This is a genomic window from Enterococcus sp. DIV1298c (assembly GCF_017316315.1).
In the GTDB taxonomy this organism is placed as follows: domain Bacteria; phylum Bacillota; class Bacilli; order Lactobacillales; family Enterococcaceae; genus Enterococcus_B; species Enterococcus_B mangumiae.
In genome coordinates, this window is record NZ_JAFLWG010000060.1 from 1 (window position 1) to 26,596 (window position 26,596).

The window sequence follows — 26,596 nt, forward strand, 5'->3', positions numbered from 1 at the left end:
TTATAGTGATATTGATGCCTTTAAAAAGTAAAAAAGAAATTATATCAAAGTTGCATTCAAAATTAACTCTGATTCAAGCATTAGGAGGTTAAATAAAGGTGAATTGGGATATAGTAAATATTTATGAAGTAAATAAACTAGACCTTAATGAGAGTTTTTCTCTTGCAAAATATGTATCGAATTTGTCTTTGTCAAATAGAAATAGTTATGCTAGAAAGATAATAATTCATATATACGAAATTTGGGATAGTGTTGATGATAATACAAAGGAAATATGGAGTGATTTAGCTGAAAGTCAGGGTTTCTATCCTTACATTAAAGAAAGAATGGATAACACGTCTGAAATTAGACGTTCTTTTCATCGATCCGAGTATATTGATAATATAGTTTTTCATAAAGAACAGAAAGCGTTATCATATTTGATAAAAAAGAAGCAAAATTTAATAGTTAGTGCACCGACTAGTTTTGGTAAAAGTTTACTGATTGAGGAGATAGTCGCTTGCAATAAACACAATAATATATTAATTATTCAACCTACACTAGCTTTGATTAATGAAACTAGGTTGAAATTAAAAAAATATAAAAATTATAACATGGTAGTTAATACTTCTCAGCAAGTTGAAGAGAAAAATATTTTCATTTTAACTGCTGAAAGAGTAATAGAATTTCCTAATCTTCCTAAGATTGATTATTGTGTTCTTGATGAGTTTTATAAAATAAGCTCCTATAGAGATGATGAACGATCTGATGTCTTAAACATTGCTATAAAAAAAATTTTGGCTAGACAAGATACAGCATTTTATTTTATTGGACCAAATATTGATAAAATTTCTAGAGGTTTTGAGAAAAAATACAATGCTAAATTTATTAAGACAAATTATTCTCTTGTAGACGCACAAGTCGAATTAGTAAACATCAATTACAAAAATGATGGGAAGCGCAAACAAGAAATGGAAAGAGAAGAAAAACTTTTTGAACTTTTATACTGTAAAAAAAATGAACAATCCATTGTATATACATCGTCACCTGATAGAGCATTTAGGTTGGCTACAAAGTACTATGAATTTTTAAAACTAAATAACTATCTGGAAGAAGAAGAGCTACTACCAATAAATGAATGGATTTCTGAAAATATCAATAGTAATTGGAGTTACAATAGGCTGTTATTACAAAAAATAGGTGTTCATTCTGGAACTATTCCCAAGCATTTAACACACTCCATAATTCAATATTTTAATTATAATAAGCTAAATGTATTATTCTGCACATCTACTATTATAGAAGGCGTAAATACATCAGCAAAAAATGTATTTATTTTTGATAAAAAGAAAGGTCCAAATGAAATTGATTACTTCGATTTTTCTAATATAAAGGGTAGAGCAGGTAGATTATTAGAGCACTATACAGGGAAAGTTTATGTTTTTCATAAAATTCCTCCAAAGACTGAAATAGAGTTAGATATGCCATTCTATGATCAAGAAAAAATATCTGATGAAATATTAATAAACTTTGATAAAGAAGAATTACTTCCCAAAAATATAAAGAGATATGAAGAACTGATAGAGTATGATAAGGAATTTTTGCCAATAATAAAGAAAAACGCTGTTTCTGTAGAAGGTCAAAAGAAAATAATTAATGATTTATATGAAAAGATACAGACACAGCCAGAGTTAGTTTTATGGACTGGAAAACCTTCTTTCAAGGCTATTAAATATATATTGGGTATTTGTTGGGATAATTTATTAAAAGAAACTGAGACTACAAGGCCAATGTCTCGAAATAAATTGCCAGTTGTTGCGTTTAAATATCTCAATAGTTCTTCATTTAACGAAATATTAAGTCAAGAATATATATATATTAAAGAGCAAAATCCGAATTGGCAAACTCAAAAAATACTAGATCAAACTATTAGTAATTGTTACCGAGAACAAAGACATTGGATTTCATATAAAGTTCCTAAATGGCTTGATGTTGTTAATTCATTGCAAAAAGAAATATGTAAAATTAATAATATTTCGAATGTAGGAGATTATTCTTATGCTTCATCTCAACTTGAAAATGAAGGAGTTGATGGAAATTTTTCGATTTTACTGGATATGGGCGTCCCTGCGAGTGCAATAAAAAAAATAGTACCAATGTTATCTGAAGGATTATCATTAAAAGAAGTGATAAATATATCAAAAAAGATTGCTAACTCGTCTAATAGTAATTTATTACAATATGAAAAAGAAAAACTAAGAAATTTATAAAATCTTATCTATTGAAAATTGAGGTTTGAATCAGTATTGAATAAAATTCATGAAGGAGAGAATATGTTAGACATAGAAAAGTTAATAAAATATGAATATATACCAAGTGAATTGCCTCCCAGTTTTAATTCAGATTTATTATCGGAACATATAGAAACTATTATTGAGAAAGTAAATTATGAAAAAGTAAAACCGTCAAAACCACTAATTTTTAATGGGTTTAAAACTATATCTTCAAGAAGACGATTTGCAGTTCCAAATCCATATCAATATATTAACGCTGCAAAAATATTAGTTGAGAATCAAACTGAGCTATTTGAAATTTTTGATAAAACCAGTAATTCGTTAACAGCACCTTCTAACCAGAGTACCAGTTATGGTAAAGCATATGATAGAAAGGTTACTAATTTTTCTGAGGTAAAGAAAGAAGTAAAAAAATTGTATAAGGATAATTTGTTTGGTTTGAAATTAGATATCCAATTTTTTTTTGATAGTATATATACCCATAGCATTTCTTGGGCTATCCACAGCAAGAAATTATCAAAATCAAATACTAGGAATTTAGATTTGTTGGGAAATAAAATTGATGCAAGTATTCAATTATTGAATGATTTACAAACAAACGGAATATTAGTTGGAAATGCTGTATCAAGAATAGTCTCAGAAATCTTACTTTGTTCTGTAGATTACGAAATAAAAAAAAGAGATATTAAAATTGACTATCTACGTTATGTAGATGATTATTTTATCTTTACAAAAGACAGAGCCCAGATTGAATCCATAATTTCTATTTTTAGAGAAGAGCTGGATAAATACGAGTTAGTTTTAAATGAGAATAAGATTGAAATAATTGAAAGCCCGTTTGTATATGGAAAATCATGGGTTGAAGAGATAAAAATTTACTCATCAGTAAATATTGAGAAATTACTTGAAAAATCAATTATCGAATATCATAAATATAAGGATATATCAATAATTAAATACGTATTAAAAATTATAAGAACGAATACATTTACAAAAGATGAGTGGGATTCTATTGAACCTATATTGTTCAACCTATTGATAAAGTTTCCGATTCTTACAAAAAATTTAGTAATCATTCTGAAAAACAATTTTTCTTTTGTAAGAAAGACACAACTAAAAAGGATTTTATATTCTGTTATTGATAACCATCTTCACCTGAGAAGTGACGAAGAAATAATTTGGATAATTTGGATGTTTAAATCGTTAGGTTTTTCTATGTCATTAGATTATATAAAAAAAATACTAAGATCTGAAAATTGGATAGCTATTATTATTTTGCTGGATGTATTGTCTGAGAGAAAAAACGAAATCGGTATTAAACGAGAATTATCAAAGTTTAGAGAAAAATTCAAAGAAGAATATTTTGTTGGAAACGCTGAAGAAAATATGAATAGTGAAGTTTGGCTTTTAGCTTATGAAATAGACTTTCATAAATGGTTAAACACTGGTGGAAATAAAAATGAACAATTTGTTGAAGCTCAAAAAAGTCCTTTTTTTAAAGAGTTAAAAAGAAAAAATATTTCTTTTTATGATTCAAATTATCAGTATGAACTAATAGCTCAAGGTATTTTGCAAAATAACACTTATGTAACAAGAAAAGAACTTATTAATATTTTAAACGAATTAGAAAAAGAACAAGAATTAACTGATGAAGAAATAGAAGAAATTATAATCTCTTCTATAGATATAGATGAAAATGACTATTAGAAAAAAATGAAAAACTGAGAATAAATTAATTGACTACAGATGTAGGATAAAAATCAATAGACAGGCCTCAAAGCATATCTATATTTGGCTCCCAATAACACATCAAAACTGACCAGGTTTTGACCATCTTAATTTGGTAATAGTTGATAAATATTGACTCTTTAACTCCTATAAGAACTTTTAATAACTGGGTTTGATAGTTAATGACATTGGTTTAGAAGCCGATTCCAATATGGAAGAGTCTGTGGGGTAAACAAATTGGTTATGCGGTCTCTTGGTCAATAAGGACTGCTGAAGAGTTCAATCAAGTAAAAGAGTGTGGAACGATCATCAGAAAACATCTGATAATCGTTCCACTTTTTTTCATTTTTTTAAATTTAAGGAACGAAAATTTTGTAAACTCATGATAAAGTTGAGTAAGATTGATATCGTTGATGTCAGTTAAATATATGGGAAAATAATTATCCTGAAAATATTAAAGGGTTTATTCTTTTTATCAAAAAACTGATGCAGAACCTTGTGTATAAGAGTTTAAGCAACTCGTCAAGGAACGTTTGGGAATAAGTCGTTGTTGATGTCGTAATGGGATACTGTTGCGTATCAAGTGAGTATTCTTGGTAACAAGAGGAAAGCCAGTGTAAAAGCATTGGAACGCAAAGAACGTGTGCAAAGTGTGACCAAATGTAAGGTAGCGAACTTGTCGGGACGACAATAGAAAGCTAAGTTGACAAGACTTAGCCTCTCCGTGAAGAGATTTGCTAAGGGATTGGCATTTCACACTGATGGAAACATCCAAAGAAGTCCTTCGCCGTGAAGTGATTAGAAATAATCTATAAGACAAGAAACGCGTGAGAGTAGCAGAAGGCGGTATATGTTGATACTAATCATAATCAAAATATACCGAATGCCCCTGTGGAATTTGTAGGCTGTCATGCCTGACCACATCTCGTAAAGCTGCAATATGCCAGCGGTCGCTCCGCCTGGTACGGTATTGCAGAATGTGTGACTGAACAACATTGCAATCGCATGGCGTAGAGAGAAACACTCCGCATAGTTTTTTGGTAAAGGGCGTAAGCCTTTTTCTTTTGCATTTTTTTACCTAAGAGCTACCCCGGCATTATCACATTTGATCTTTTACAATGAGATTTGGAATGAAGATTGATAGATTTCAACAAGATATCGACCACTTACAAATCAACTAAGAAAACGACACGAGTTCAACGCACAAACGAGTGGTTTGTTTGCTAACCGTATAAATAAGATAAAAATAATGTTGCAAGGCATATCATGATTTCCTACTTCAAGAAAATGTCGAATGAACGAAAAACCCCCTCTCCCACGCACATTCCCTCCCACTTCTCCTTGACAAGTGCCCATATATTTTTGATAATGTAAGTGGTTGTGTCAAATGGAGAGATGTTTGAATGAAAAAAACGAAGGATTTTTCAGATGTTGGTCCGATGTACTCGATTGGTGAGGTTGCGAAGATATGTAATGTTTCCCGCAAAACATTGCGCTACTATGAGCAACTTGGTTTGTTGAAGCCTGATCACGTGTGTTTTGAAAACGGTTACCGTTATTATACGGAGCAGACGATGAATAGTATTCCTGTGATCAAATACTATAAGCAGATGGGGTTCAAATTGCAAGAGATGAAGATTGCCCAAAATACAGAGAACTATTTTTATCATGAACAAGAAAATATTTTTTTGACGAAATTAGAAGAGCTAAAGCAAGAAGAAAGAAGAATTCGCAATAGTTATGGCGCAATCGCAGAATGGTTAGGGATGATCAGAGAAGGTAATATAGTGGCTTCTAATCAGTTACAAGAGATCAATGTGAAGTATTTAGAGCAAGAAACCTATGTCTACATAGAGCAAGAATTTAACCGAAACTATATGGACGCAGTCATCAATATTCCCTGGGTGAATTATTTAGAGTCCCACAATTGTGAGATCATGGGACCGGTGATCCTTGGGTTTGAAGGATGTAAAAACAGGGAAGAGTATCACAGTTCTAAAGTGAAAATCATGCAAAAGCCAGTGGGCCGAGTGGCGGAAGAGATGCCGACTCAGTCGATTGGTGGGCAGTTTTTCCTTTCAAGTTATCATATTGGTGACTTATCGCTGATCGGTCAGCAGTATAAAAATATGCGGGCGTGGGCAAAAGAACATCGTTATCAATGTGAAGATAAGGTTTATGAACGTCATCTTGTGGATTATTGGTCAACAATGAACGAAGACAGTTTTGTTGTCGAGCTATTGATACCAGCAAAGAAAATCAACAATTGAACACGGTAGATGGAAAGAGTAAGAGTTTGAATAAAAATAAGACGAAAATTACGAAATGACGGTGTCAGTTTGTAATTTTCGTCTTATTTGTTTTGCTTATCTCCGTCCTTTTAGAGAAAAAGCGTTCGATTTCTCCTTGTTTTGTGAATTTATTTGGAAGGTTGTCCTTAAGGGTAATTTTTCTATTTAGATCGAGTAAGTATAGGTAAATAAAGGTTTTTAGATAGTTGCTTAATGATATGAATCGTTCTTTTACGATCTGAAAAGTGAAATATTGAGCAATCTTGACGGATATTTTCTCTTTCTCAGTGAAGTGCTCTTTTATTTGTGTACTAAAGGGAAATTTTTTATTGAGGAGTAGTTAATTGAGAATAATTATCAAGTGTTGATTTATTAAGGGTTCTATAATGAATTTCCCTTTCTATTCTCAATTAGAAAAAGATATCTCAGAGTGGCAACTGTTACAATTACACATTTTTCTGTACTAGAACAAAAAAAGCATTGACTGTTCCCCTAAGGTGAGGAAATAAGATTGTGCTAGTAAAAAAATAAAGCGCTTTAATTAAATGCGAAAGGAATAAAAAAGATGAAGCATGATGCATTAGGAATGGTAGAAACAAGAGGATTGATTGGTTCGATCGAGGCGGCAGATGCCATGGTGAAAGCGGCGAATGTCTCGCTGGTTGGAAAAGAGCTTGTTGGTGGTGGGATCGTGACTGTTTTAGTGAGAGGGGATGTTGGTGCGGTAAAAGCGGCGACGGATGCGGGAGCTGCGGCGGCAGAACGTGTGGGTGAATTATTGTCTGTTCATGTTATTCCTAGACCACATGCAGAAGTAGAATCGATTTTACCAAATAAATAATTTTACTGAAATTTCGATGAGAGGAAATGAAGAAATGGATACTGGAAAAAGTATTTCTTATGTCAGTGCGGCTACAAAAATGAAAGAGGCGAATAAAGGATTTCGCATAAAAGGAATCACGAATGGGCTTGTTTCAGGGATTACTTACGGCATCTATTCGACGTTGGTCGTGGTTGCCAGTGGCTATGATCCGTTGGTAAGTGCGGCGGGGATTTTAGCAGCTCCGTTTGTTTGTTCAGGATTGAATGATTTTTTTGCTGGAATTTTTCTATTATTTTATAACGCAAAGCAAGGGAAGCTGAAAGAACTTCGCCGTATGTTAGCGACAAAACCAGGGAAAATGCTCGTTATTGGTTTTCTGTTAGGAGGACCTGTGGCGAATGGTGCTTATTTAGTCGGCCTAGCAATGGCTGGGGCGTATGCGATTCCTATCTCAGCTACGTGTGGGCTATTTGGGGCGTTGTTTTCCTGGATTTTCTTGAAACAAACACCGACGCGGCGCATCGTTTTTGGGATGTTCGTTGTTGTGGCTGGAGCAGTCATCATCAATATAGTGACACCAGAAGGCGCGCCTAACTTTACTTTGGGAATCATTTGCGCGTTTATTGCGGCGATCTCGTGGGGACTAGAGGGTGTCTTTTCAAGTTTTGGTGGCGCAATGATCGATACAGATGTTGCTGTGAATCTTCGTCAGTTGATCTCAGGCTTATTTGTCATCGTGATCATTTTGCCAATCATCGGTGGCTTGAACTTGTTTGCTGGCACATTGGCTGCGGGTATACCTATTTTATGGTTATTACTGTCTGGATTGAGCGCTGGTGTGTCTTTCTTAACTTGGTATAAATCAAATGCAATGGTTGGAACAGCTGTGGGCATGTCATTGAATGTTACCTATGCTTTTTGGGGTGTGATCTTCAGTGTGATGTTCTTAGATCAAGCACTGACGCCAACAATGGTGATTGGTTCGATCATTATCGTTCTGGGAGCGATCTTAGTGACGATGAATCCACTTGATTTATTCAAAAAGGAGGAAGTCTAACATGCTTTTACCTAGTCGAACTGCCGTATTGAATGAGTTATATGGTGAAAAAGAATTGAATGTGGATCAAATCATGACGAGATTAGCTCCCACTTATGGTCAAGAAAGACAGTTCAATAAAAAATTATTTATCGAACATATCATGGCGCTAGAGGCGAATGGCTTAGTTGAGCTTACGAGCTATGAAGTGGACGAAAAAGAGGAGTTAGTTTGTTTTTATCGTATGACAGAAGAAGGCAAGGCAACGGTTGAAAAATATGTGGATAAGAAATATCGAACGGCATAAGGAGGAAATCACTTGAAGTATCGCGGGGAAGAAGCGTTAGGTTTAGTAGAAACGATTGGGTTAGTACCAGCTTTAAAAGCAGCAGATGAAATGCTAAAAGCGGCGAATGTCGAGTTGATTTCCTATGAGAACATTGGCTCTACGTTAGTGACGATCATGATCAAAGGCGATGTGGCAGCAGTGGGGGCTTCTGTCGCAGCAGGAGCAAAGGTTGCCAGTGAGATTGGCAAGCTGACGGCACAAAATGTGATGCCTAGACCTGTTTCGTCTGTTGGAGAGATCGTCTCTGTTCATGCAGTAGAGGCTTAAGTGAGGGAGGGAAATCAAGTGAAAACATATGAAGCAATCGGTGCGATCGAAACGTTTGGCTTGGTCTTTGTTTTAGAAGCTTGTGATGCCATGTGTAAAGCGGCAGATGTCGAGTTGATTGGCTATGAAAATGTGGCCTCAGGGTATATCTCAGTGATTGTCCAAGGGGATGTTGCCGCTTGTCATTCGGCTGTTGAAGCTGGTGTTGCTGCGGTTGAAAAAATGAATGCCGAGGTTTACAGCTCAGTGGTGATTGCCAGCCCACATATCGATTTGAATAAAGTTATTGAGCGCTACCAGTTACTCAATCTTCTACCTGAAGAGGAGGGGGAGGCATCATAAATGCACGAGGTAGATAAAGATTTACTATCGATCCAAGAAGCACGGATCGCCTTAGAAACGGCGAAAGATGCGCAGTTTTTAATGAAAGAGTATAGTCAAGAATTTTTCCATAACATCGTACGAAAGATGATCCATGATATTCGACCGTTGATTCCGGAGTACGTGGCTTGTGAAATAGAAGAAACAGGTAAAGGCTGTCAGAAAGAGAAAGAAGCGTTTGTTCTTCGATTTTTGAAGGAAATGGAAGCAGAGATTGAAACGAGAACGTATATCGGTGCCACAGCAAAAGATTCTGCGGGGAAGATTTTGCAAGTGGGTGTACCGTTAGGTGTGATCCCAGTCTTTTTACCTTCAGAAAATGTGGTGATCAACACCTTATATAGTCTGTTTGCAGGGCTTCAATCAGCGAATGCAATCATTGCTGTTCCTCATGAGAAAGCGACGAAAACACCCTCTCTGGTGATCAAAAAGATACAACAGATCGGGCGAGAGATTGGACTTCCTAGAGGCAGTATCTGCTGTATCGATTATTTGACCGAATGTGGGGGAGAAGAGCTGATCAATAGTCCAATGGCATCTATGATTTTGGTCTTAGGGCAAAAAAAATACATCGACACAACCATTCCTAAACGACCAATTATTTATGGTGCTTCTGGGGCTACGCCAGTCTTTATTGAACGTTCTGCGGATGTTCCATATGCGGTGAAATCGATCATTGAAAGTCGTGCCTATGATCATGGGTTGTTGCCTGCATCAGAACAATATCTGATTGTCGAAAGTATTGTTGCTGAGCAAGTAAAAAACGAATTGCTCGAAAATGGCGCGTACTTTTTATCAAAAGAAGAAGAAGCGAAACTAGTTGCCTTATTACAGCCCAAAAATGGGGGCATTCAAGAAGCTTGCGTAGGAAAAAGTGCCGAATGGTTGGCGAGCAATGCAGGGATCGATTTACCAAAAGACATCCGGATCTTAGTTTCTGAACAAAGTTATTTACATGATCAAGATCCTTTTGTACATGAGATGAGTTGTCCAGTTTTAGTTTTTTATCGAGAACCAGATTGGCGACACGCTTGTGAGAAGGCGATCTATTTACTTCAAGAGAAGAATAATGGCCATACGTTGGCTATTCATTCCAAAGAACAAACAGTGGTGAATGAATTTGCCTTGAAAAAACCAGTGGCACGGATGGTGGTCAATGCGGCTGCCAGTTTTTCTAGTATGGGGCTTGGTTCGACTTTACAGCTGTCACCAATTTTAGGCGGTTTTACAAGGGGACATGGGATCAGTGCTGAGAATATCACAGCAGCGAATCTGACCTACACGCGTGAAATCAGCTATGCGTCTAATCATTTTTTTGAGGAGAAGACGACGGTTGATCATGTGCAAGATAGTCAGGTGCAAGCCCAATTGCTTGAAAAAGTTTTGAAGAAAATGATGGAAAAACAATTTGTTGAAAAGTGAGGGAAAAAGATGGATATAAAAGAGTTCTCAGTAAAACTAGCTGAAGCAACGAAAGAGCTAAGTGCAGAAGAACGTCAAGCCTTGATGAGGATGTTTGCAACGGTCGCAGATCATACGGAATCCGTTCCTAAAAATGATCCAGTGGGCGATGAAACCCTAGTTCCAAATCAAATCACCCCACGTCTTCGTGCCTTGAAGGAAAATTATTTGAAACAAGTTCCAACGATCACGACGCATCGTGCAAGGGTCATCACGGAGCTGGCAAAAGAAAATCCAGGAATGCCTAAGAATGTCTTACGTGGAAAATCATTCAAGCGTTGTTGTGAGACTGCCCCTTTAGTGATCCAAGAGAATGAATTGATCGTGGGTGCCCCAAACGGCGCGCCTCGTGCGGGAGCATTTTCTCCAGATATTGCTTGGCGTTGGATGGAGGATGAAATCGACACGATCTCCTCGCGACCGCAAGATCCTTTCCATATCTCCGAGGAAGATAAACGGATCATGCGCGAAGAGCTGTTCCCATTTTGGAAAGGAAAATCAGTGGATGAACATTGCGAAGATCAATTTCGTGAAGCGGGTGTTTGGGCGCTTTCTGGTGAATCCTATGTTTCCGATTGTTCGTATCATCAATTGAACGGCGGTGGGGATTCGAATCCTGGATACGATGTCATCTTGATGAAAAAAGGCATGTTAGATATCCAAAAAGAGGCGCAGGAAAAACTAGCTGCTTTAGATTATGCCAATCCAGACGATATGGAAAAAATCTATTTCTACAAAGCGCAGATCGAAACGGCTGAAGGGGTCATGATCTATGCGAAACGGATGTCTGAATATGCAAGAACGCTTGCTGAAAAAGAAACTGATCCGAAACGGAAAATGGAATTGCAAAAAATCGCAGAGGTGAACGCAAAAGTTCCAGCGAACAAACCAGAAACATTTTGGGAAGCGATCCAAGCGGTTTGGACGATCGAATCGTTATTAGTGGTGGAAGAAAATCAGACAGGCATGTCGATTGGCCGAGTGGATCAATACATGTATCCATTCTTCAAAAATGATCTTGATTCAGGTCGTTTAACCAAACATGAAGCGTTTGAATTGGCGGGTTGTATGTTGATCAAAATGTCAGAAATGATGTGGATCACAAGTGAAGGAGGTTCGAAATTCTTCGCTGGGTATCAACCTTTCGTCAACATGTGTGTGGGCGGAGTGACGAGAGAAGGGCGTGATGCGACGAATGAGCTCACGTATCTTTTGATGGATGCTGTCCGTCATGTAAAAGTCTATCAACCTTCGTTAGCGTGTCGCATCCATAACCGTTCACCGAGAGAATACTTGAAAAAAATCGTTGATGTCGTTCGTGCGGGAATCGGCTTCCCAGCATGTCACTTTGATGATACACATATCAAAATGATGTTAGCAAAAGGCGTGTCAGTCGAAGATGCTCGTGATTATTGTTTGATGGGTTGTGTGGAACCGCAGAAATCAGGCCGTTTGTATCAATGGACATCAACCGCTTATACGCAGTGGCCGATTTGTATCGAATTAGTCTTGAATCATGGTGTGCCGCTATGGCATGGAAAAAAAGTGACCCCTGATTTAGGAGCGATCTCTGCCTATCAAACGTATGAACAATTTGAAGAAGCGGTCAAAGAACAGATCCGTTATGTCACCAAATGGTCTTCTGTTGCGACGGTCATTACCCAAAGAGTCCATAGAGAGTTGGCACCTAAACCATTGATGTCGATCATGTATGAAGGCTGTATGGAAAATGGAAAAGATGTTTCAGCTGGGGGCGCCATGTATAACTTTGGTCCAGGGGTCGTCTGGTCAGGCTTAGCGACTTATGCTGATTCAATGGCGGCGATCAAGAAGCTTGTCTTTGAGGAAAAGAAATATACGCTGGAAGAATTGAATCGAGCATTAAAAGCAGATTTTGTTGGCTACGATCAAGTACGAACAGACTGTTTGAATGCGCCTAAGTTTGGGAATGATGATGACTATGCGGATTTAATCGCAGCGGATTTGATCCACTTTACCGAAGTGGAGCATCGCAAGTATAAAACATTATTCTCAGAGTTGTGTCATGGTACCTTATCGATTTCAAATAATACGCCATTAGGTCAAATCACAGGGGCTTCTGCTAACGGTCGTAAAGCTTGGATACCATTATCCGATGGAATCAGTCCAACGCAAGGAGCCGATTTCAAAGGTCCGACAGCGATCGTTAAATCGATTTCGAAAATGGCAAACGATACGATGAATCTAGGAATGGTCCATAATTTCAAGATCATGACTGGGATATTGAACACTCCACAAGGGGAGGAAAGTTTGATCACCTTATTGAAGACAGCAAGTGTTTTAGGTAATGGAGAAATGCAGTTTAACTATTTAGATAATGAGACATTGTTAGCGGCGCAAAAAAATCCGCAAGAATATCGGGACTTGATCGTGCGAGTTGCTGGTTATAGTGCATTCTTTGTAGAACTTTGTAAAGATGTACAGGATGAGATCATCAGCCGGACAATGTTAACGAAGTTTTAGCAATGGGAGCTGAAGAAAATGGCCACACGAAACACTAGACTCATTGAGCGCTCGGCATTGGTCTTCAATGTACAAAAATATAGCTTGTATGATGGGCCAGGAATTCGTACGATCGTCTTCTTTAAAGGCTGTCCGTTACGTTGTCAGTGGTGTGCCAACCCTGAAGGCATCGAGCGAAAATTTCAAGTGATGTATAAAGAAAGTGTTTGTAGTGACTGCCGAGCTTGTGTCGATGTGTGTCCGATGGGCATCCATTATATGGACGAAGAAGGTACGCATCAAGTACGACGCGACATCGCATGTAATGGTTGTCGTGCGTGCGTCAGTGTGTGTCCGATGGCGGCATTGAATATCACAGGGGAAATCAGAACGATCTCTGAGTTGATGGAAGTCATCCACGAAGATGATATGTTTTATGAGCAATCTGGCGGTGGGGTGACACTCAGTGGCGGGGAATGTACCGCTCAACCAGAGGCAGCTCTGGCGCTCCTACAAGCGTGTAAAGCAGACGGTCTGCATACGGCGATCGAAACTTGCGGGCATTCAAGGATGGATCGGATCATGGCGATTGCTGAATATGTCGATTTGTTCTTATTCGATTTAAAACATATGGACCCAATCAGGCATAACGAACTTACGGGCATTAGCAATGAACGGATTTTAGAGAATTTAAAAAAATTGTTAGAAGAAGGGCATGAAATACAAATCAGGATGCCGATGTTGAAGATGATCAATGACAGTCGCGAAGAGATCCAACAAATCATTGATTTCTTACTTCCTTACAAGGAGTACCCAAACTTCAAAGGGATCGATCTGTTGCCATACCACAAGTTAGGAGTCAATAAATATGGTCAGCTTGGTATGGAATATCCTGTAGAAGGCGATCCGTCTCTTTTAGAATCAGACTTGGATCGCATTGAAAACTGGATCAAAGAGTACGATTTTCCTGTACAAGTCATTCGACACTAGAGAGGTGAGTAAATGTCTGAAATAATTGCGCAACGTATCATTGAAGAATCAGTGCCTGGGAAACAAGTCACTCTAGCACATGTGATCGCCGCTCCGATTGAAGTGGTCTATGAATCATTAGGTGTAGAAAATAATGGAGCTATTGGTATTTTGACGATTTCTCCTTACGAAGCGGCTATTATTGCTGCTGATATTGCTGGGAAAAGTGCGGATGTGACAGTTGGGTTTTTAGATCGCTTTACTGGTTCTGTTTTATTGAATGGCGATGTCCAAAGTGTCGAAGTAGCGTTGGAATCGGTGGTTTCTGGGTTGAAAAACTTATTGGGCTTTGAAGTCGTTTCTGTGACCCGATCATGAAAAAACGCCTCTTGATCATTGGTGCAGAAGATGAGGAAAATCGTCAGCTGGCCCAAAAGATCGAAGGAACCGATCAACCCATTCGAAAAGTAGCCAATCTTCTCTACACCAATAAAACCATCTTAGTACCAAGTGCTTACCTTGCGTGTCCGTGGATGCATAAACACATCATTGCGTTACAGCAAGATGCACAAAAAGTGCTGTTTTTAGTGTCATTGAACCATAAAAAACGCTATCCGCCAGGTTTTGCCCGCGTATTTAAACGACCTAAAAAAGGGGTCATCGTCACTCATGTATCAAAGGAAACGAAAAAAACAGTGGAACAAGCTGAACACGAGCTGGTGGAAATTGGTTGTTTGAAACCGTATTTGTCCATCAAGTTTGAATAGTTAGTGTAACAACACGTTCTACCAGCGGGGTAACGAACCCTGATTTATAAATGAAAGGAGGAGTTTCCTTGTCCAAACAATTCAAAATGCCTACAAAGATTGTTACAGGAATAGGGACCTTAAAGGAATTAGATAATCGACCGATTCGCCAGCCTTTACTGATTTGCGATCCATTCATGGTGGAAAATGGCACAGTTGGTCAAGTAGTTGAACGATTTGAAGCCAAACAAATCAACTGTCCCATATTCTCAGAAATTATTCCTGATCCTACGATAGAGGTCGTCACAAAAGGATTAGTCGAAGTGATCAAACATCAGCCAGATTGTTTGATCGCGCTAGGTGGCGGCTCTGCGATGGATGCAGCAAAAGTAATTAGACAAATGTATCAACTAACGGATCAGACGCAAGCAATCCAACTTATTTGTATTCCGACAACGAGTGGCACCGGCAGTGAAGTAACGGCATTCTCCGTGATTTCTGACCCACAAAATGAAAGCAAATATGCCTTGGTTGATGAGCAGATGATTCCGGATCTGGCGATTCTAGACCCTGAGTTGACAGTGAGTGTCCCGAAAGTTGTCACAGCAGATACTGGAATAGATGTTTTTACTCATTGCATAGAAGCTTTAGCATCGACAAAGGCCACTGATTTTACAGATGCGTGTGGCGAAAAAGCACTACGAATGATTTGGGAGAAACTCGTGGATGTATTTAACGATGGGGAAGACTTAGCATTAAGAGAAACGATCCACAATGCCTCTTGTTTAGCAGGTATCGCTTTTAGCGAAGCGTCGTTAGGTATTTGCCATAGTTTAGCTCATGCTTTAGGTGGGAAATTCCATATTGCACATGGCCGAGCCAATGCCTTATTACTTCCTCATGTGATCAACTATAATGCGGGATTAGCATTAGACAACGAGTGTCCGAGTCTTTTGGTTTATCAAAGAATTGCACAATTATTGGGCTTCACTGCGGGGACACCTAAAGGATCCGTCCACGCGTTTATCTCTGGTTTGAATCGTAAATTGAGACAGTTAGATTTACCAAAAACGATCAGTGAGTGTGGCATCGATCCTGAAAGTTTTGAAGCCGCGATCCCAGAGATGGCAGCAAAAGCGTTGAAAGATGCTTGTACGTCAACAAATCCTCGAAACGTAACACAAGAAGAATTAGAAAAAATCTATAGGGAGTTACTAAGAGGTGGTAATCCATGCATTTTATCACGGAAAACGAGCTAAGAACAATCTACCGAAAAGTACCTTTCCACGAATTTACGTTAAAGTCTGGGGAACGTTTGACCCCTGAAGGAAAGCAATTTTTGGCAGATAAAAAAGTAAACTTGATCTTGGAAGAAACAGGAGAAAAAGCATTACGATCCGTTGAGTTGGCGCCAGAGTTTTTCTTTTACAAAAATTGGCTTTCCTGTGAATTATATGAAGCCGCGATCCTAGCCATGGAGCATTCTGTGGCGATGAGCCAAGAGCTGTTGAAGTTAGGAGAAGCACTCAATGAAACGTTAGGACAAGCAGCAGATGATCAGAAGCAAGACTGTGGGGAGCCAGTCTTTGAGTCGCCAGCCTTTGAACTAGAGGCGGTCCATCTGTTTAGCCACCATGGGAAATTATTCATCAAACTAAAAAAAATTGACGCTTTCATTCATTTGTTCTATGCCAAATATCCGCAATGCCAGGCAGTGCTGCAAACGGTAGCTAAAAAGGTGAATGAATTAAGCAAACAATTAGTAGGAGTTGGCCAATGAACGAGTATATGGAGCAGTGTAATCGCTTTGTTGCTGCATTTGAAGAAACGATCCAACAACCGAAACGCCATCCTTCGCGTATTTATTATACAGGGGTCGATTTAGGTACTGCTTGTATTGTCCTAGCTGTATTAGACGAACAGCATCAGCCAGTTGCCGGGGCTTATCGTTATGCGGATGTCGTGCGAGATGGCATGATCGTTGATTATATTGGTGCGGTAGAGATCGTCAAAGAATTAAAAAAAGAGCTCGAAGAAAAACTAAACACTGAACTTGTTTATGCGGCGGCTTCTCTCCCACCAGGAACAGATGAACTTGATGGCGGTGCGATAAAAAATGTCGTTCAAAGTGCTGGTTTTGAGTTGACCAATTTATTGGACGAACCAACTGCGGCCAACCAGCTGTTGCAAGTGACGGAAGGAGCTGTCGTAGACATTGGTGGAGGCACGACAGGCATTTCGATTTTAGAAAATTCTAAGGTGGTAAAAATTGCGGACGAAGCGACAGGAGGCACGCATTTATCCTTAGTGATCGCGGGTTCTTACAAGGTTTCATTTCAAGAAGCAGAAACCTATAAACGAGAGCCAAAGCATCATGATGAGCTGCTGGTCACTTTAAAACCTGTCATTGAAAAGATTGCTTCGATCATCGTTCAGCAAACAAAGGGTTACCAGATACCTGCCATTTATTTGGTCGGAGGAACGGCGTGTTTAAAAAATATTGAGCAAGTCATCCAAACAACCACAGGAATCAAAACGTATAAGCCAGTAAATCCAATGTTTGTAACACCATTAGGCATTGCATTAAGTTGTACGGATCAAGTGATAGGATAGGAGTGATTTTAATGGATTGTCGAATCATACAATCGCCTGGAGAAGGCACATTAGCGATCATCAATCGACGAAAAGGATCAAAGGATACATTGGAAAAACCTGATGCTATTGGGCTAGTCCAAGGAAAACTGATCGAAATGGTCTGTGCGGCAGATGTGGCTGAAAAAACGGTCGGTGTGACCGTCGAAGATATTCGAGGAAGCTGTCCACAAAATGTGGTGATGCTCGCTATATTTGGTGATACAGCCTCAGTGACTGCTGCGATTGAAGGAATCCAGAAGAAAGAGAAGACCAGAAAATGGTGATTGCAACGTTGATCGATACGATATGGGCCACGCGTAAATCTGAAAAATTAAATGGCTTGAAGTTGATGATTGCAGAAATTTCTGGAGGCGCACGAGCGGGGGAACGATTGATCGTCTGTGATGTCATTGGTGCAGGAATCGGGGATCGAGTCATCGTGACCATGGGATCTGCCGCTCGCAGAATGCTTGAAGATGATCTGATTCCAGTTGATGCAGCAGTCGTCGGGATTATTGATGAAAGCTGTGAATCTGCCTAAGGAAAGTGTGACAAAATGAAAAAATTGATTAGTTTAAAGGAAGTGGCGAACTATCACGAAGAAGGTGTCAGATCGATCTTCGTTGATAGTCAAACGATTATTACGCCCGCAGCAAAAGATTTAGCAGAAGAATACCAGATTGAGTTGAAAGAAACAGCTTGCTCAGAAGAAAAGTGGCAAGAAACAAAAATAGGTGCATGTTCAACAGAAGACTTGATTGCTTTGTTGAAACGATTTTTAGCGGAAACGAAAGAGCAGCCCTATGAAGCGAGTTACCACAAGAATGGCTTGAAAATCGTCAAAGGCAACACTGTTAAGTTACAGCCTGATAAAGACAATAAACGGATAAAGAGGCAAGAAATCGTGCGCACGAAAGAGCGTGATTTGACCACAGAGCTGATTTTCCTTGAACAAACTTGCTTCAGTGAACAAAGCGACCAAGACTCAGTTGATTACATTATCTCAGGCGAGGTCGAACTGCTGATTTCTGGTGAACGGTTTGTCGCAAGTCAAGGAGATACGATCTTTATCCCACAAAATACAAGTTTGGACTGGATCGTGAAGGATAAGGCTTACGTGTTGGCAACTAAAGGCAAGCAACTAGCCAAAAAGGCAATTATCCATTAGTCCTCTAAAAATAGAAAACCAGCCGATGAGCAAAGCAAACCTGATTCAAGACTTGATCGATTTATTAATTATAAATGAATAGAGGGGCCCAGATGGAAATAGTTGATAAAGATTTACGATCAATACAAGAAGCGCGTGAATTAACAAGAAAAGGAAAAGTTGCAGCTAATCAGATCGCAACATTCACAGAGGAACAAATCGACCGTATTTTACAAAAGATGAAAACCGCTGCAAGTAAACACGCCGTAGACTTAGCCAAACGAGCAGTGGAAGAAACCGGATTCGGAAAAATCACGGATAAAACATACAAAAATCATGCGGCTTCTACTTTGCTGTATGAAGAAATCAAAGGTCAAAAAACAATCGGTATCATCGATGAAGATGAAACCAATGGCACTTTCGATGTCGCTGAACCAGTTGGGCTTGTGTTGGGGATCATTCCTTCAACAAACCCGACTTCAACAGTGATCTTCAAAGCGATGATTGCGTTGAAATCAAGAAACGCCATTGTCTTCTCCCCACATCCAGCCGCATTAGATTGTACAAAAAAAGCAGCCGACCTATTAAATCGAGCGGCTATCGAAGCAGGAGCACCCGAAGGAATCATTAGTTGCTTATCTCTTCCGACGATGGCTGGAACAAATGCACTTTTACATGCGGATGAAGTCAGTTTGATCATTGCGACAGGTGGGCCAGGAATGGTCAAAGCAGCCTATAGTTCCGGTAAACCAGCATTAGGCGTAGGAGCTGGTAACTCACCTGCTTATATTGAAAAAACAGCAGATGTGGCGTCGGCAGTAGCTATGATCATGGCTTCTAAAACATTCGACAATGGAACGATCTGCGCTTCTGAACAAGCAATTATTTGCGAACATTCTAACCAAGAAGCGGTAATCCGCGAGCTAAAAGCGCAAGGCGGATACTTTATGTCGAAAGAAGAAACAGCCAAAGTATGTCAACTACTGTTTAAAAATGGTCATACCATGAATGCCAAATTTGTTGGTCGGGACGCACAAGTAATTGCAAAAGCAGCAAATATCGCTGTTCCCGAAGGTACGAAAGTGTTGATTGGCGAACAAGGCGGTGTTGGACCAGACTACCCACTTTCATATGAAAAATTGACGACAGTCTTAGCCTTTTATGTGGTAAATGATTGGGAAGAGGCCTGTCAACTAAGTATTGATCTGTTGCAAAATGGGATTGGCCATACGATGAGCATCCATACAAATGATCGAGAAATCGTGTTGAAATTTGCCGCAAAACCTGCCTCCAGAATCTTAGTCAACACAGGCGGAAGTCAAGGAGGTACAGGGATCAGCACGGGGCTACCAATTTCCTTTACGTTAGGTTGCGGAACATTTGGTGGTAGCTCGGTTTCAGAAAACGTTGGACCGAAGCATCTATTGAATATCAAGAAAGTCGCTTATGGACTGAAAGATGTGACCACATTAGCAAAAGATGATTCGACCTTCCAAGAAGAAACAAGCAGTTCGGTTGCACCAATGCAACAACCGACCAGTCAACGATCGCCGATCCAATCCGATCCTGAAATCGAAGACTTGGCAAATATGGTTCGTCAAGTATTGGCGGCGATGAATCAATAACGAAGAGAGAGAAGACGATGGAAAATTATGAAGAGCTATTAGGTGTCTTACTAGAAAAGTTAGCACCCCTGCAACAAACTCAGGAAAAGAGTCACGAAAACGACGAAATTCCAGTAGGGATCTCCAATCGACACGTACATCTTGCACAAGGAGATGTCGACAAGCTATTTGGGCGAGGCTATCAATTAACGAAATTAAAAGATCTCTCCCAACCAGGGCAATATGCGTGCAAAGAACAAATCATGCTTGCAGGACCTAAAGGCGTGATCCAAAAAGTACGTATTTTGGGACCAGTAAGAAATCAATCGCAAGTTGAAATCTTGCAAAGTGACTCGTTTAAGTTAGGCATCAAAGCGCCTCTTCGTTTATCCGGGGATTTGGCAGGCTCTGCCGGAGCAACCCTCATCGGACCCAATGGCTCAGTGGAGTTACAAGAAGGTGTGATCGTCGCGAAAAGACATATCCATATGTTACCTGAACAAGCAAGGAGATTTGGCGTCACAGATGGAGAAGAAGTAACGATCAATTTTGCAGGACCAAGAGGCGGCTCATTACATCATGTGATCATTCGAGCAGTAGAAAATTCTGGTCTCGAATGTCATATCGACACAGAAGAAGCCAATGCCTTGGGTGTCACACCAAACACAAAAATTGTTATTCAAAAAAATTAATATAAATCGGAGGAAAATAGAATGAAATCAGATGCTTTAGGAATGGTAGAAACAAAAGGCTTGATCGGCTCGATCGAAGCAGCAGACGCAATGGTCAAAGCGGCAAATGTCTCATTAGTTGGAAAAGAAATGGTCGGTGGCGGAATTGTTACAGTCATGGTCCGTGGCGATGTCGGCGCAGTCAAAGCCGCAACAGATGCCGGTGCTGCAGCAGCTCAGCGTGTTGGCGAATTACTATCCGTTCACGTCATCCCACGTCCACATTCAGAAGTAGAAAGTATCCTACCCGTACAAGCGTAGAAATAAAGATTCGATATTCGATTTAATATAAAAACAGTAGTAACAGAAGGAATCTCTTCAAAAAATGAAACGGCATCCACAAAAATCAGAAGAATGATTTTTGTGGATACGCTTGTTTCTCGAAGCGAAATAATTCTGTATCAATCTCTTGGTAAAGGAGTAAGCACATGAAAACAGTAATCATCGGAGCAAACCATGCCGGGATCGCAACGGCAAACGTATTGTTATCTCAAGAAACAGACCATGAAGTAGTGATGATCGATAAAAATTCAAACCTCAGTTATTTAGGCTGTGGCACCGCTCTATGGGTAGGAAGACAAATCGATTCTTATGAAGAGCTATTCTACACCAACAAAGAAGCATTTGAAGAAAAAGGCGCTAAGATCTCATTAGAGACAGAGGTAGAAATGATTGATTTTGTCAACAAAAAAATCTATTGTAAAAGCCAAACAAAAGCTTACAGTGAGACTTACGACAAACTAGTCCTCGCAACTGGCTCTCGCCCCATCTCGCCGAATGTCCCAGGCAAAGACTTGAAAAACATCCACTTTTTAAAAAGCTTTCAAGATGCCCAGATTATCGATACCTTATTGGAGCGTAAAGATATCCAAAATGTGGCTGTAGTAGGTGCCGGTTACATCGGTGTCGAAATAGCCGAAGCCATGCAACGCCGAGGCAAAAACGTCCACTTATTCGATGGCGAAGCAGGCGCATTACGTTGTTACTATGACCCAGAGTTTGCAACCCAAATGGATCAAAACTTAGCAGATCACGGCATCAAATTACATTTTAAAGAACTTGCGAAAGCTTACAAAGGAACTGAAAAAGTTGAAGCCATTGTCACCAATAAACAAGAATATCCAGTCGATTTAGTCATCAATGCCATCGGATTCTTACCAAACAATGCGCTCGGAAAAAATCATTTAGAAACCTTCAGTAATGGCGCTTATTTTGTGGATGCAACACAACAAACAAGCGATCCAGACGTATACGCAGTAGGCGATTGCGCCACGATCTATTCAAATGCGATACAAAAAGATACCTATATTGCTTTAGCAACCAATGCCGTACGCTCAGGAATTGTTGCAGGACACAATATCGCTGGCAGCAAGCTGAATGCCATCGGCGTACAAGGATCAAATGGCATCTCCATTTTTGGGCTACATATGGTATCAACCGGCGTGACAGTCAAAGCAGCTAAAAAAGCAGGCATGGACGTATTGTATACCGATTATGAAGACAATCAAAAACCAACATTCATGAAAGACAACGAGAAAGTAAAGATTCGGATCGTCTATGAAAAAGCCACACGCCGAATAGTCGGCGCACAGCTATCCTCAAAGATGGATATCTCCATGGCTATCCATCTCTTCTCTTTGGCTATTCAAGAACAAGTAACGATCGACGAGTTGAAACTATTAGACATCTTCTTCTTGCCACACTTCAACCAGCCATACAACTACATCACAATGGCAGCGATGTCGGCAGAATAGGGCAAGAGTTGGTGTAAGAAGAATTATTAAAGAGGACGTTCATTTGGTCAATAGGGCGAAATGGGGGTTCTTTTTTGTATAATCAACTTAACTAAGAGTAACTATTTTCCTATAAGGTAAAGTAAGCAGGGAGTATGTTATTATTTAGAGGTGGTGCTTGCTTTTAATGGTTGATTTAAAAACTAAAAGTAGTGAATAGTTTATTTGAAAAATACATATAGAAAATAAATGGAGGAATAAATGACAATGGTAAATAGTTTGGCATTAAAAGATGATGTTTATCGTTTTCTTGAGGGATATGACCATATAGAAACATATAAACATTGTATAGCAGTCGGAGACTGTGCGGAGAAACTTGCTGTAAATTACAATATCAATAGCGAAAAAGCCAAAATAGCGGGTTATTTACACGATGTATCCGCAATCTATCCAAACGATCGTAGAATTACCATAGCAAAAGAAATGGGGATAGAACTAAATCAAGAAGAGCTGATATTTCCAATGATCATTCACCAGAAGATTTCAAAAAGAATGGCAGAAAAGATTTTTAAAATCACTGACAACGAGATATTATCGGCAATTGAATGTCATACAACTTTAAAAGGAAAGTATTCTCAACTAGACTTAGTTGTGTTCGTGGCAGATAAAATAAGTTGGGATCAAAAAGGCATTCCTCCATATCTAGACGGTTTGATGTTAGCACTTGAAGATTCTTTAGAAAGTGCTGCTTTGTATTATATTGAATATATATTGGATCAAGGTGTCAAAGTTGTTCATCCATGGCTAAAAGAAGCACATGAGACATTATCCAAGAAAGTTAGTAAAGTGGAGGATTGGAGCCAAAGAAGTACGATGTGCAGGAAATGGAGCGATACGTTGGCATAAAAAAAGAGTAAGATCCCGACGAAAGTTCTTATAGATGAGGACTTGCTGCAGTTGTTTTAATGAAATAAATCAAATAATAGATGGGTGAAACAACCAATGGTGTAATAGAAAAAATTGGCTGATAATCATTCCTTTTTGTTATGTACCAGTAAAGAAAGCGTTGACATTTCTGCGAAACACATTTATTATTAATTATATATCATCAATAAAAAGAAGAACCCATTTAATACGCGGCAGTATTAAATGCGAGTATGTTACTGCAATGCAGGCAGAACTCAAAAAAGATTTTAAGGCAGCGGCCCTTAAATCTTTTTTGAGTTCTTTTTTTTAGGAAAGGAGAATAGGGCAAGTGAAAATAATACAGATAATCAACAACAATGTGGCATTGATCAAAAAGGGCGGACATGAGGTCTTTATTGTTTCCAAGGGCATCGGCTTTCGTAAGAAAAAAGGCCAACAGGTTTCAGAAGATGAGATCGAAAAAATGTATATTTTGGATTCTTATGAAATGTTGGAGCATTTTAGTTACTTGCTTTCAAAGTCTGATTCAAATGACATTCTTTTGATTAGTCGGATCATTGAAAATGCAGAGAGAAAACTTGGCATCAAAGTGAGTGATTACTTAACACTAACATTACTGGATCATTTAGAGTTTCTTTTAGAACGAGCTGAAAAGAATCAGTTTATTGCAAGTCCATTGATTTGGGATATTCGCAGGTTTTATCCTCGTCATTTTGAGCTCGCACTGGAGAGTCTCCAGATGATCGAGAAAGAAAAAAATCTCAGTATTCCAAGTGATGAAGCGGCTTCTATCGCTTTGCATTTCATCAACTTTTGGGACAATAAGAAATCTGACCGGTTACTGGAGATGCAGACATTGAGTGATATTGTCTCTATTATTGAAAAACACTACACATTTAAAATCGATGAATCTTCGACAAATTTTATGCGGTTCTCAACACATTTACAATACTTTATCCAGCGGATCATCAAAAGTGAATTGGCACAGTCAGAAGGAAATATCTCTTTATTGTATCAACAAATCAGTCAGTTATATCCAGAAGCGTTCAAAGCAGTCCAAAAAATCAAAATCTATATCAAGCACCAGTTTAAAGCAGATATTTCCATGAATGAAGAAACGTATTTGATGATGCACATCAATCGACTAACAGAAAGGATTGGAAAAACAGATGAAATATGAAAAATTAAATAAAGCAATCATTGAATTGGTTGGCGGAAAAGAAAATATTGTAGCTGCTGCCCATTGTGTCACACGTTTACGTTTGACATTAAATAATCGCGACTTAGCAAAAACAGAAGAAATCAAAGAACTAGACGGCGTGATTGACGTTGTATCTAATGATGTAGCGTATCAGGTCATTATCGGTACGCATGTTACGGAAGTCTACAATGAATTTATGTCATTAGCAGGCTTAGGGAGTGGAAGTGAGGATACTCCTGAGAAAGAAAAATTATCATGGAAGAAAATTCCAACAGCAGTGTTGTCGGTCGTTTCTGAATCAATGACTTCAATTATCGAAGTGTTGATTGCGGCAGGGATGATTGCTGGGATTTTGAGTTTGCTTTCTTTGACGGGCATCGTTTCGGCGGAAAGTCCAACATATCAAATTTTCCAGACATTACAAACGTCGATTTTTACGTTCTTACCGATCTTTTTTGCTTTTTCATCAGCTAGAAGATTGAATGTCAATCCGTATGTCGCAACTGTTTTAGCCACAACTGTGATGTCTTCAAATATTACTGGTGCGGAAGGGTTAAGTTTGTTTGGCTATCAATTACCTGTGATTGATTATTCCCATACATTCATCCCGATTTTATTAGCAATCGCCTTGTTGAAATTTGTGACTACTCAGTTAGAAAAAGTAGTGCCGAAAGCGATTCAGCTGTTTTTTGTTCCCGCTGTTTCCTTGATGATCGTATTGCCCGTTCTCTTGACCGTTTTTGGGCCGGTCGGTATGTGGATCGGTTCAGGGATTTCTTGGGTGTTCACATTGTTGTCTGAAAATATCGGCTATTGGATCGTTGTGATGCTTTATGCAGCTTTCCAACCGTTCTTGATCGTCTTAGGTGCTGCGAATTTCTTATTCCCGATCGGATTGACTTTCTTTGCGGAACTAGGCTATGACCCTGTGATTACTGGAGCTGCCACCATTTCGGATATTGCCGTTGCTGGAGCGATGATTGGTTATTTCTTGAAGACGAAAAAAGAGAAAGAAAAAGCGACATTTGGAACGATTGGTTTTTCAGCGGTCATGGGAATCACAGAACCAGCTATTTTTGGTGTTTTCTTGAAATATCGCCGTCCGTTTATCGCTGTGATTGTTGGTGGTGGAATTGGCGGTTTGATTGCAGGATTAGCCGGTGTCAAAGCGTGGACCATGGCTTGGGGGTTAGCAGGATTGCCCGCTTTCTTGATTGGTGGAACAGCAAACTTTGTTTGGATGATCATTTCATGTGTCACAGCATTTCTTCTAGCTGGAGCTGTTGCTTATGGGCTAGGGATGCCACAAGAAGATAAAGCAACTGAAAAAGAAAAATCCCTGACGAAAGCTGGTCAAATCGCACTGGAAAATGTTAGTTCAGGTGAGGTCATCCAGTTGAGTCAAGTTTCAGATAGTGCGTTTGCTTCAGGCGCTTTAGGTAAAGGTTTTGCAGTGATTCCAGATGAAGAAAATGGCGAAATTTTTGCACCGATCGCAGGAGAAGTCACCGTAGTTTTCCCCACAAAACATGCGTATGGAATCAAGACAGAAGATGGAGTAGAAGTATTGATCCATGTGGGCGTCGATACAGTAAACCTTGAAGGGAAAGGATTTACTAGTTATGTAAAAGTCGGCGATCAGGTAAAGACTGGCGATGTGTTGGCAACAGTTGATTTTTCTGCCATCCAAGCAGTTGGTTTTGATCCAACAGTGATGGTCGTTGTCACGAATAGCGCAGACTTTTTAGATGTCGTACCGTTGGCTGATGAAAGTACGAATCAAGTGTTAGCAGTGATTATTTAGGAGGCAAAAG

26 protein-coding genes are annotated in these 26,596 nt (G+C 39.2%); all 26 read left to right on the forward strand.

The genetic code is table 11. The features are described 5' to 3' along the window. The first annotated feature begins 98 nt into the window (after positions 1–98). The 26 genes from JZO83_RS12795 (at position 99) to JZO83_RS12920 (ending at position 26,586) form a co-directional block, all read left to right on the forward strand. Positions 99–2,249, forward strand: a complete 2,151-nt coding sequence (locus tag JZO83_RS12795) for a DEAD/DEAH box helicase (RefSeq protein WP_207115985.1) — start codon at positions 99–101, stop codon at positions 2,247–2,249. A 63-nt stretch (positions 2,250–2,312) separates the two neighbouring features. Further along, positions 2,313–3,980, forward strand: coding sequence for an RNA-directed DNA polymerase (locus JZO83_RS12800; protein ID WP_207115986.1), 1,668 nt, complete (start codon positions 2,313–2,315; stop codon positions 3,978–3,980). Positions 3,981–5,404: 1,424 nt separating this feature from the next. Further along, positions 5,405–6,271: a helix-turn-helix domain-containing protein gene (locus tag JZO83_RS12805; protein WP_207115987.1), complete on the forward strand. Its 867-nt coding sequence runs from the start codon at positions 5,405–5,407 to the stop codon at positions 6,269–6,271. A 586-nt stretch (positions 6,272–6,857) separates the two neighbouring features. Next, entirely contained in the window at positions 6,858–7,133 is a 276-nt protein-coding gene (locus tag JZO83_RS12810; protein WP_010769770.1) for a BMC domain-containing protein, read from the forward strand. 34 nt (positions 7,134–7,167) lie between these two features. Next, entirely contained in the window at positions 7,168–8,172 is a 1,005-nt protein-coding gene (locus JZO83_RS12815) for a DMT family transporter (protein WP_207115988.1), read from the forward strand. A gap of 1 nt (position 8,173) precedes the next feature. After that, positions 8,174–8,458 (forward strand): hypothetical protein, encoded by a 285-nt coding sequence (locus tag JZO83_RS12820; RefSeq protein ID WP_207115989.1) that lies wholly within the window; start codon positions 8,174–8,176, stop codon positions 8,456–8,458. 12 nt (positions 8,459–8,470) lie between these two features. Further along, the gene (locus tag JZO83_RS12825) at positions 8,471–8,767 is read left to right on the forward strand and encodes a BMC domain-containing protein (RefSeq protein ID WP_207115990.1); all 297 of its coding nucleotides are present in this window, start codon (positions 8,471–8,473) and stop codon (positions 8,765–8,767) included. A gap of 18 nt (positions 8,768–8,785) precedes the next feature. Continuing rightward, positions 8,786–9,109: a BMC domain-containing protein gene (locus JZO83_RS12830; protein ID WP_207115991.1), complete on the forward strand. Its 324-nt coding sequence runs from the start codon at positions 8,786–8,788 to the stop codon at positions 9,107–9,109. Beyond that, positions 9,110–10,570: an aldehyde dehydrogenase family protein gene (locus JZO83_RS12835; protein ID WP_207115992.1), complete on the forward strand. Its 1,461-nt coding sequence runs from the start codon at positions 9,110–9,112 to the stop codon at positions 10,568–10,570. It abuts the gene before it with no gap. 9 nt (positions 10,571–10,579) lie between these two features. Next, complete coding sequence (gene cutC / locus JZO83_RS12840; protein ID WP_207115993.1) at positions 10,580–13,111, forward strand: choline trimethylamine-lyase; 2,532 nt, start codon at positions 10,580–10,582, stop codon at positions 13,109–13,111. An 18-nt stretch (positions 13,112–13,129) separates the two neighbouring features. Next, a complete protein-coding gene (gene cutD, locus JZO83_RS12845; RefSeq protein ID WP_207115994.1) occupies positions 13,130–14,080 on the forward strand; it encodes a choline TMA-lyase-activating enzyme in 951 nt (316 codons plus the stop codon). A gap of 12 nt (positions 14,081–14,092) precedes the next feature. Further along, a complete protein-coding gene (locus tag JZO83_RS12850; protein ID WP_207115995.1) occupies positions 14,093–14,437 on the forward strand; it encodes a BMC domain-containing protein in 345 nt (114 codons plus the stop codon). Continuing rightward, on the forward strand, positions 14,434–14,826 hold the full coding sequence (locus JZO83_RS12855; RefSeq protein ID WP_207115996.1) for a EutP/PduV family microcompartment system protein: 393 nt from the start codon (positions 14,434–14,436) through the stop codon (positions 14,824–14,826). Before JZO83_RS12850 ends, JZO83_RS12855 begins: the two co-directional genes overlap by 4 nt. Before the next feature lie 68 nt (positions 14,827–14,894). Next, positions 14,895–16,064 carry a 1-propanol dehydrogenase PduQ gene (locus JZO83_RS12860; RefSeq protein ID WP_207115997.1) on the forward strand — a complete coding sequence of 390 codons (1,170 nt, stop codon included), beginning with the start codon at positions 14,895–14,897 and terminating at the stop codon, positions 16,062–16,064. Next, entirely contained in the window at positions 16,037–16,585 is a 549-nt protein-coding gene (locus tag JZO83_RS12865; RefSeq protein WP_207115998.1) for a hypothetical protein, read from the forward strand. Before JZO83_RS12860 ends, JZO83_RS12865 begins: the two co-directional genes overlap by 28 nt. Further along, positions 16,582–17,418, forward strand: a complete 837-nt coding sequence (gene eutJ / locus JZO83_RS12870; protein ID WP_207115999.1) for an ethanolamine utilization protein EutJ — start codon at positions 16,582–16,584, stop codon at positions 17,416–17,418. Before JZO83_RS12865 ends, eutJ begins: the two co-directional genes overlap by 4 nt. Positions 17,419–17,429: 11 nt before the next feature. After that, a complete protein-coding gene (locus JZO83_RS12875) occupies positions 17,430–17,723 on the forward strand; it encodes a BMC domain-containing protein (RefSeq protein ID WP_207116000.1) in 294 nt (97 codons plus the stop codon). Then, on the forward strand, positions 17,717–17,980 hold the full coding sequence (locus tag JZO83_RS12880; RefSeq protein ID WP_207116001.1) for a EutN/CcmL family microcompartment protein: 264 nt from the start codon (positions 17,717–17,719) through the stop codon (positions 17,978–17,980). Before JZO83_RS12875 ends, JZO83_RS12880 begins: the two co-directional genes overlap by 7 nt. A gap of 15 nt (positions 17,981–17,995) precedes the next feature. Further along, positions 17,996–18,607: a hypothetical protein gene (locus JZO83_RS12885; protein WP_207116002.1), complete on the forward strand. Its 612-nt coding sequence runs from the start codon at positions 17,996–17,998 to the stop codon at positions 18,605–18,607. Positions 18,608–18,699: 92 nt separating this feature from the next. Next, the gene (locus JZO83_RS12890; RefSeq protein ID WP_207116003.1) at positions 18,700–20,211 is read left to right on the forward strand and encodes an acetaldehyde dehydrogenase (acetylating); all 1,512 of its coding nucleotides are present in this window, start codon (positions 18,700–18,702) and stop codon (positions 20,209–20,211) included. A gap of 17 nt (positions 20,212–20,228) precedes the next feature. Next, on the forward strand, positions 20,229–20,882 hold the full coding sequence (locus JZO83_RS12895; RefSeq protein ID WP_207116004.1) for a phosphate propanoyltransferase: 654 nt from the start codon (positions 20,229–20,231) through the stop codon (positions 20,880–20,882). Between the two features lie 21 nt (positions 20,883–20,903). After that, complete coding sequence (locus tag JZO83_RS12900; protein ID WP_207116005.1) at positions 20,904–21,182, forward strand: BMC domain-containing protein; 279 nt, start codon at positions 20,904–20,906, stop codon at positions 21,180–21,182. Positions 21,183–21,349: 167 nt separating this feature from the next. Continuing rightward, positions 21,350–22,675 (forward strand): FAD-dependent oxidoreductase, encoded by a 1,326-nt coding sequence (locus tag JZO83_RS12905; protein ID WP_207116006.1) that lies wholly within the window; start codon positions 21,350–21,352, stop codon positions 22,673–22,675. 246 nt (positions 22,676–22,921) lie between these two features. Beyond that, positions 22,922–23,560, forward strand: coding sequence for a bis(5'-nucleosyl)-tetraphosphatase (symmetrical) YqeK (yqeK, locus tag JZO83_RS12910; RefSeq protein ID WP_207116015.1), 639 nt, complete (start codon positions 22,922–22,924; stop codon positions 23,558–23,560). 349 nt (positions 23,561–23,909) lie between these two features. Further along, a complete protein-coding gene (locus JZO83_RS14535) occupies positions 23,910–24,761 on the forward strand; it encodes a PRD domain-containing protein (protein ID WP_207116007.1) in 852 nt (283 codons plus the stop codon). Then, positions 24,751–26,586 (forward strand): beta-glucoside-specific PTS transporter subunit IIABC, encoded by a 1,836-nt coding sequence (locus tag JZO83_RS12920; RefSeq protein ID WP_207116008.1) that lies wholly within the window; start codon positions 24,751–24,753, stop codon positions 26,584–26,586. The genes JZO83_RS14535 and JZO83_RS12920 overlap by 11 nt, the downstream gene beginning before the upstream one ends. Positions 26,587–26,596: the final 10 nt, after the last annotated feature.

What these genes read in the sequence shown, in the direction of transcription:
- JZO83_RS12800 (WP_207115986.1), top strand. Translation starts at nt 2,313, where the DNA reads ATGTTAGACATAGAAAAGTTAATAAAATATGAATATATACCAAGTGAA.
- JZO83_RS12805 (WP_207115987.1), top strand. Translation starts at nt 5,405, where the DNA reads ATGAAAAAAACGAAGGATTTTTCAGATGTTGGTCCGATGTACTCGATT.
- JZO83_RS12810 (WP_010769770.1), top strand. Translation starts at nt 6,858, where the DNA reads ATGAAGCATGATGCATTAGGAATGGTAGAAACAAGAGGATTGATTGGT.
- JZO83_RS12815 (WP_207115988.1), top strand. Translation starts at nt 7,168, where the DNA reads ATGGATACTGGAAAAAGTATTTCTTATGTCAGTGCGGCTACAAAAATG.
- JZO83_RS12820 (WP_207115989.1), top strand. Translation starts at nt 8,174, where the DNA reads ATGCTTTTACCTAGTCGAACTGCCGTATTGAATGAGTTATATGGTGAA.
- JZO83_RS12835 (WP_207115992.1), top strand. Translation starts at nt 9,110, where the DNA reads ATGCACGAGGTAGATAAAGATTTACTATCGATCCAAGAAGCACGGATC.
- cutC (WP_207115993.1), top strand. Translation starts at nt 10,580, where the DNA reads ATGGATATAAAAGAGTTCTCAGTAAAACTAGCTGAAGCAACGAAAGAG.
- cutD (WP_207115994.1), top strand. Translation starts at nt 13,130, where the DNA reads ATGGCCACACGAAACACTAGACTCATTGAGCGCTCGGCATTGGTCTTC.
- JZO83_RS12850 (WP_207115995.1), top strand. Translation starts at nt 14,093, where the DNA reads ATGTCTGAAATAATTGCGCAACGTATCATTGAAGAATCAGTGCCTGGG.
- JZO83_RS12855 (WP_207115996.1), top strand. Translation starts at nt 14,434, where the DNA reads ATGAAAAAACGCCTCTTGATCATTGGTGCAGAAGATGAGGAAAATCGT.
- JZO83_RS12865 (WP_207115998.1), top strand. Translation starts at nt 16,037, where the DNA reads ATGCATTTTATCACGGAAAACGAGCTAAGAACAATCTACCGAAAAGTA.
- eutJ (WP_207115999.1), top strand. Translation starts at nt 16,582, where the DNA reads ATGAACGAGTATATGGAGCAGTGTAATCGCTTTGTTGCTGCATTTGAA.
- JZO83_RS12875 (WP_207116000.1), top strand. Translation starts at nt 17,430, where the DNA reads ATGGATTGTCGAATCATACAATCGCCTGGAGAAGGCACATTAGCGATC.
- JZO83_RS12880 (WP_207116001.1), top strand. Translation starts at nt 17,717, where the DNA reads ATGGTGATTGCAACGTTGATCGATACGATATGGGCCACGCGTAAATCT.
- JZO83_RS12885 (WP_207116002.1), top strand. Translation starts at nt 17,996, where the DNA reads ATGAAAAAATTGATTAGTTTAAAGGAAGTGGCGAACTATCACGAAGAA.
- JZO83_RS12890 (WP_207116003.1), top strand. Translation starts at nt 18,700, where the DNA reads ATGGAAATAGTTGATAAAGATTTACGATCAATACAAGAAGCGCGTGAA.
- JZO83_RS12895 (WP_207116004.1), top strand. Translation starts at nt 20,229, where the DNA reads ATGGAAAATTATGAAGAGCTATTAGGTGTCTTACTAGAAAAGTTAGCA.
- JZO83_RS12900 (WP_207116005.1), top strand. Translation starts at nt 20,904, where the DNA reads ATGAAATCAGATGCTTTAGGAATGGTAGAAACAAAAGGCTTGATCGGC.
- JZO83_RS12905 (WP_207116006.1), top strand. Translation starts at nt 21,350, where the DNA reads ATGAAAACAGTAATCATCGGAGCAAACCATGCCGGGATCGCAACGGCA.
- yqeK (WP_207116015.1), top strand. Translation starts at nt 22,922, where the DNA reads ATGGTAAATAGTTTGGCATTAAAAGATGATGTTTATCGTTTTCTTGAG.
- JZO83_RS12920 (WP_207116008.1), top strand. Translation starts at nt 24,751, where the DNA reads ATGAAATATGAAAAATTAAATAAAGCAATCATTGAATTGGTTGGCGGA.